We start from the raw sequence: 1,450 nt of genomic DNA on the forward strand, positions 1-1,450 counted from the left end.
AACGGAAGCGCCGCCCGGCCGCCCGAACTTCGCCGCCGTGCTCGTCCGCGCCGAAGCCCTCGACTTCCTCTACCTCGACCGCCGCGGCCACCGCCGCGCCGGCTGGCGGCGCGAAGGGGAGGGGTGGCAGGGCGAATGGCGGGTACCGTGAGGCCGCCTCAGCCCGCTGCCCGCAACCGCGAGAACCCCGCGTCGAGGTCTGCCTTCAGGTCGGCGACGTCCTCGAGCCCGATGTGGAAGCGCAGGGCCGGGCCGCCGGGCGCCCACTGCGTCGCCGTGCGGTAGGGCTTGCAGTCGAAGGGAATCACGAGGCTCTCGAAGCCGCCCCAGGAGAAGCCCATCCCGAACAGCTCCAGGCCGTCGAGCATCGCGGCAAGGGCCGTCTCCGAGACCGGCTTGAGGATGACGCCGAACAGTCCCGACGCGCCGGAGAAGTCGCGTGTCCAGATCGCGTGGCCGGGATCCTCTGGCAGACCCGGATGGAGGACGCGCAGCACCTCCGGCCGCGCCTGGAGCCACCGCGCCATCTCGAGGCCGGCGCGGCCGTGCTCGCGCAGCCGCAGGCTCATCGTGCGCAGGCCGCGGAGCGCCAGGAACATGTCCTCAGGGCCGGCGCAGGGGGCGATCTGGTCGAAGGTCCGCCGCACCGCCGGGAAATGCGTGGCGTTGGCCGAGGTCAGGCCCAGCAGCAGGTCGGAGCCGCCGCTGAGGTACTTGGTCCCGGCCTCGACGGCGATGTCGACGCCGCGCTCGTGGGGCGGGAACAGCAGCGGCGTCGCCCAGGTGTTGTCCATGATGACGGTGCCGCCGCGGGCGTGGACCGCCTCGGCGATCGCCGGCACGTCCTGCATCTCGAAGCTCTGCGAGCCCGGCGCCTCGACGAGCACCGCCTTGGTGTTGTCGCGCATCAGGCCCGCGATGCCGGCGCCGACCAGCGGGTCGTAATAGGTCGTCTCGACGCCGAAGCGGGCGAGCAGCCCGTCGCAGAAGATCCGGGTTGGGCGGTAGGCGGAATCGGCGACGAGCAGGTGGTCGCCGGCCGAGACCGAGGCCATCAGCGCGACGGAAAGCGCGCACAGGCCCGAGGGCGTCGCCACCGTGCCGGCCGCGCCCGCCAACGCGGTCCACGCGTCGGTGAGCGCGTCCATTGTCGGCGTACCGCTGGTGCCGTAATTGTAGCGCCCGCGCCGGTGCACGATGTCGTCGTAGGTCGGGTACAGCACGGTGGAGCCGCGATAGATCGGCGTGTTGACGAACCCGTGCTGCGCCGACGGATCGCGCCCAGCATGGACGAGGCGCGTCGCGACCCCGAACGACTCGGCGGTCTTGGACGAAGGCTTGGACATGGTCGCCATGGGTTCGGGCTGCGATCGGGCGATCGAAGCCCGGCAACCCGGCGGAGGTCAAGCGCCCGACTTGGTAGGCCCCCCGGCAAGCCCCTTCGTAAGCC

At 72.1% G+C, this 1,450-nt stretch carries 1 protein-coding gene and 1 pseudogene; one reads left to right on the forward strand and one right to left on the reverse strand.

Annotated features, from left to right (window positions below; genetic code table 11):
- Positions 1–151: pseudogene (locus FV222_RS31585) on the forward strand (pyridoxamine 5'-phosphate oxidase); the annotation flags it as partial.
- Between the two features lie 7 nt (positions 152–158).
- Here the strand turns inward: FV222_RS31585 and metC are convergent.
- A complete protein-coding gene (metC, locus tag FV222_RS25955) occupies positions 159–1,346 on the reverse strand; it encodes a cystathionine beta-lyase (protein WP_147762796.1) in 1,188 nt (395 codons plus the stop codon).
- Between the last annotated feature and the right edge of the window lie 104 nt (positions 1,347–1,450).

The organism is Methylobacterium sp. WL103, from assembly GCF_008039885.1.
GTDB classification, from domain to species: Bacteria; Pseudomonadota; Alphaproteobacteria; order Rhizobiales; family Beijerinckiaceae; genus Methylobacterium; species Methylobacterium cerastii.

Coding starts and splice junctions, on each gene's coding strand:
- metC (WP_147762796.1), bottom strand. CDS start 1,346: ATGTCCAAGCCTTCGTCCAAGACCGCCGAGTCGTTCGGGGTCGCGACG.